Annotated in this window: 3 protein-coding genes and 2 pseudogenes; 1 reads left to right on the forward strand and 4 read right to left on the reverse strand. The window is 65.5% G+C overall.

Annotated features, from left to right (window positions below; genetic code table 11):
* Positions 1-131 precede the first annotated feature (131 nt).
* From ACZ7NC_RS44510 to ACZ7NC_RS44525, 4 genes and pseudogenes are all read right to left on the reverse strand, one after another.
* Positions 132-1,925 carry a 2-isopropylmalate synthase gene (locus ACZ7NC_RS44510; protein ID WP_471497865.1) on the reverse strand — a complete coding sequence of 598 codons (1,794 nt, stop codon included), beginning with the start codon at positions 1,923-1,925 and terminating at the stop codon, positions 132-134.
* 701 nt (positions 1,926-2,626) lie between these two features.
* A complete protein-coding gene (locus ACZ7NC_RS44515; protein WP_471497867.1) occupies positions 2,627-2,785 on the reverse strand; it encodes a hypothetical protein in 159 nt (52 codons plus the stop codon).
* Positions 2,779-2,904, reverse strand: a complete 126-nt coding sequence (locus ACZ7NC_RS44520; protein ID WP_471497869.1) for a hypothetical protein — start codon at positions 2,902-2,904, stop codon at positions 2,779-2,781. Before ACZ7NC_RS44520 ends, ACZ7NC_RS44515 begins: the two co-directional genes overlap by 7 nt.
* A pseudogene (locus ACZ7NC_RS44525) lies at positions 2,905-2,979 on the reverse strand (hypothetical protein); the annotation flags it as partial.
* Between the two features lie 911 nt (positions 2,980-3,890).
* On the opposite strand from ACZ7NC_RS44525, the pseudogene ACZ7NC_RS44530 reads away from it, so the two are divergent.
* A pseudogene (locus tag ACZ7NC_RS44530) lies at positions 3,891-4,187 on the forward strand (zinc-binding dehydrogenase); the annotation flags it as partial.
* Positions 4,188-4,658: the final 471 nt, after the last annotated feature.

A 4,658-nucleotide genomic window follows, 5' to 3' on the forward strand; every position in this document is an offset into this window, starting at 1 on the left:
ACCACGCACTCCCAGTAACGTCCACTACTCGCTGAAAGTTGCCAGACACCCGCCGCTACCTGCAGAAACGTCCTAACTCACCGGCATTGCCAGGTCAGGGCCAGTTGTGCCATCAATCGAGTGGACCGCCATTACATGCCCCTCCCCGTGAGGGTCTCTTGCCTGTCGCCCCACGAGCGGGGCCGAGTACGGTTGACGGCGTTGAGGATGGCGGTGGCAGTGGCCAGGGCTGGATTGGCGTCGATGCCCACGCCATGGGCGGCGCCGTCGTGGGTGGTGACGTGCGCATAGACGACCGTGCGGAGACCGAATGGGCCATCGACACTGTGCTGGTTGAGGTGGTGGAGCTTGGTCGGGTGACCGGCCTGGCCGAGAGCGGCAAGGAGGGCCACGGCCGGGGAGGGGCCGCTGCCAGTGTTCTCTTCGCTGCCGCCGGGGGCAACGACGGTGACCTGCAGCGTGTCCCCATCGTGTTGCTGCTCGCGCAGTTCCTTCAGCTCCAGCCAGAGCCGGGGGGCGAGGTAGGTGTTGGTGAAGATCTCCCACACGTGACGGGAAGTCAGTTCAGCCCCTGTCTCGTCGGTGATCTTCTGGATCTGCCGGGCGAACTCCACTCGCAGGGCGCGCGGCAGGTCGAGGCCGTAGTGGGTCTTGAGAACGTAGGCGACGCCCCCCTTACCGGACTGGCTGTTGACGCGGATCACGGACTCGTAGGCCCGGCCGACGTCCTTGGGGTCAAGGGGGAGGTAGGGCACCTGCCAAGGAAGTGTTGCCGATGGCCGACCCGAGAGGCGGGCATGCTCCTCCAGGGCGTTCAGCCCTTTCGCGATGGCATCCTGATGAGTGCCGGAAAACGCCGTGTACACAAGCTCGCCGGCATAGGGATGTCGGGCGTGGATGGGCATCTGGTTGCACTGTTCGACTGTGCGACGGATTGTGTCGATGTCGGAGAAGTCCAGTTGAGGATCGACGCCCCGCGTGAACAGATTCATCGCCAGCGTGGCCAGGCACACGTTGCCGGTGCGCTCGCCGTTGCCGAACAGTGTCCCCTCCACCCGGTCCGCGCCCGCCATCATGGCGAGCTCTGCGGCGGCGACCGCCGTGCCGCGGTCATTGTGGGGATGCACCGACAGGATGACCGACTCCCGGCGGCTCAATCGTTGGTGCATCCACTCGACCTGATCGGCGAAGACGTTGGGTGAATCGGTCTCCACCGTCGCCGGGAGATTCAAGATCACCGGACGGTCGGGAGACGCGTCCCACACCGAAGTGATCGCGTTGCACATCTGCAGCGCGAACTCCGGTTCCGTGACGTTGAACGTCTCGGGCGAGTACTCGAACCGCAGCTGCGACCGCGGCATCGTGTCAGCCAGTCGCGCCACGGCCTCCGCGCTGCGGACTGTGAACTCCCGCAACTCGCCGGCGGTCATGGAGAACACAACGGTCCGCCACAGGCACGCCGTCGCCATGCACAGGTGCACCACAGCCCGTTCCGCACCCCGGATCGACTCGAATGTACGGTCGATCAAATCCAGACGTGCCGGCGTGAATACGGAGATGGTGACATCGTCCGGAATCCGGTCCTCGGACACTAGGGTCCGTACGAACGAGAAGTCCGCCTCACTGGCCGAGGGATATCCGACCTCAATCTCCTTGAACCCCATCCGCACAAGAAGATCGAACATGGCCGCCTTGCGGCGGGTGTCCATGGGGTTGGCAAGCGCCTGGTTCCCGTCCCGCAGATCCACCGACGCCCACAACGGAGCGCGGTCCAGCACCCGGTCAGGCCAAGCGCGATCGGGCAAAATCTGCAAAGGCGCTGCTCCCGCACGGACGTAGCGTCCCATCGGCATCGGCGACGGACGCTGTGGATTCCACCACGGCTGCTCATAGTTGGTGCCCTGTGCCGCAATGAGATGAGACATGCTCTCGCCTTTCCTATTGGGATCAGCCGCTTGGCGACTCCGGAACAGGCATGGCCGAGTCACAGCATGCTGTAGCGCATCTGGAGGCCCGCATCCATGCGAGTCCCAGTAGACAGGTGTCGGCCTGTGGGGCCATCGATTCCGAGGCGGGAAAGACGTGAACGCGTTGAACGAGAAAGAGAGCCATCAACCACAGTGCCCGTCTCGGCATCGGCGTCCAGCCCGCTCCATCACCGCCAGGCGCGGCAGAGTTCGAAGATCCGCCGTGAGCCGTACAGACCCAAAGAAGACCAGAATTACTGACTCCGCCTCGGCAGGGTGACGTTGGATGCGAGGGTCAGACCGATGCCCGCTATGAAGCCGTCGCGGGTGTAGGGCCGGTACTGAGGTTGGGCCTTGACCCCGAGGCGACTGGGCTGCGTAGCCCGAGCCGGGAGGGACGGCGCCAGGTTGTTGTAGCGGTGCAGCCGGCGGAAGGCGTCGAAATAAGCCTCGCGCTCGCCGCACCTGCTTCCCGCCCCTGGTGTTTCCCGTTTGAGCGTCGCGTTGAACGACTCGGCGGACGTCCGCCGAGCTGCCGACGGCGCTCATGGTCTAGCGAACGCGCCGACTTTCGCGTACTCCGCGGGGCTGTATTGGGTGCCGTTGTCGGCGTGCATGATCACGACGGTGAGGCATGCCCCGGGCGTGTTCGGCCGCGGTCAGGGCGTGTTGATGACGAGGTCAGCCCGCATGGGTCCGGCGATCGCCCAGCCGGCCAGGCGGCGCGAGGCGAGGTCGATGACGGTGGTCAGATGGAGGAACTTGCCGTTCGCGAGCGGAATTTGCGTTGTGTCGCCGACGTACCTGGTGTTCACCACCGCTCGGCGGTGACGTCCAGGCCCGATGAGGTCGGGAGCGTTCTCGGGGCGGCGGGGTCCGCGATGGTGGTGCGGTGCTTCTTCCGCAGCCGCAGGCCCGCGGGCTTGATGGAGCGCATAAGGCGGGCGCCGCGCTTGTGGTTGACGCGCCCGCCGTCTTCGCAGAGCTCGGCGGTGATCCTGGGGGCTCCGTGGGTCCGGTTGGAGCCCTATTGCACCTGGCATGTCTTCGCGGTCAGCTTGGTGTCGGTGCCCTGACGGGCGGCCCGGGCCGGAGCGGTTTTGCCCCAGGAAACGTCACTCGCAGCAGTGTGCTTCCGAAGTCTGCTGGCAGCGACCTCACTCGTCCCTTCGGCGCAGGTGGTGCCGACGGCGTGCCTTGCGCGAAGCTGACCGTCGTAAAAGTACCGGTCATGGTGATCGGCTGACTCAGGCAGTGGGAGGCGAGTGCTGCCTGGATGAACCCTACGGACCTGACTGCGACAGGGTCCCAAAGAAGGTGCGGAGCCATAACGCCTTTTGCCCCGGAGACGAGCGCTGTAAGCCGGTGGCGCACGGCGCCACGAAGGCTCTCCGGCACTGCCGTTCTGCTTGCGCGAGGGGCCCGCTCTAACGTAGGCGCGCTCGCTTGTCGGGAACTCGCGGCGCTGCCACGCCCGCCTCCGAGCTGGCGCGGTGGCCAGACCTCCACGCGCTCACTGTCCGCCGCCCGCCGCCACGCCCTGACGGTGGTGCCCCCAGCCACGGCTCGCCGCACCCGGCCGCGTCGGAGACTCAACAGCCACGCAGCCATCGTCATGGCAGCCCATTCGCGGTCCGCCTGTGCTTCTCGTCGTCGTAAGCCGCGAGTCCAACGCCCGGATTTGTGGCAAAGGGCACCGCATCAGGATGCCTCTCGTACCACAACTCACCGTCAGTCGGGGCACCCCCGCGCCTTTGTGCGGGCCGGAGCCTCAGGCCCCAACGGTATCCCGCCGTGGCGGCTGCCACGTGCATCACGGCTTCGCCGGACGCATCCGTCGAGACCGAGTACGCTCCTTCGTGAGCGCATGCAAGGCGCCCTGGACGCTGGCGTGGTCATCACGACCGCAACACGGCCCGAGCGGAAGAGACTCTCCGAACACTTCGTGCCGACGTTGTCCTCGACCCGCGCTGGTGTGATGTGGTTGAAGAGGGCCGGGCTCTGGTCGGAGCCGAAGGCGTCGACTCCGCCATTGAAGCTTTGGGAACTCACGAGACGTTCGAGCAGTGCGTGCGGCTCATCAAGCCTGGCGGCACCGTAGCCAATGCCGGCTACCACGCAGGGGAGTCCCGGGAGCCGCTGCCGACCGCAATCGTCTCCTTTGGCATGGGCATGAAACGCCAAGACCATCCGCGGGCTGTTGGCACCGGGAGTCCATGAACACCTCACTCGGATGCTGCGACTGCTGCAGACCGGCAAAGTCGCCCCAACCCCGCTGACGCGGCACAGGTTCCACGTCACCGACGCCGTGCGGGCGTTTCGGCTCATGTGTGACAAGGGCGAGTAGATCAGCAAGCCGATGATCAGCTACGAAGGGGGCGAATTGTGAGCGAGCGACGGGATGCGGGCCTCCTCGGCTGCGGCTACCAATTGCCCCAACGTGTACGGCGCAACAAGGTCCCCGTCTTCGAATGCGTGGACTCGCGCAACGCACAGGGGATCTACCAGTCCGTCCTCTTTCGCGACCTGGACCGGCGCCACTGCCTGGGCCCTGACGAGTCCATTACCGACCTTGTCACTGAGTCCTGCCAGCGCACTTAGAGAGCGTTTGATTTGAGTTGATTGCACCTTATGTCTTAGTAGGTGCCTCGCCAGGTAGGTGTGGTCTCGTCCGTTATGCGCTTGGCGAGG

It is taken from the genome of Streptomyces sp. NPDC111802, assembly GCF_055634335.1.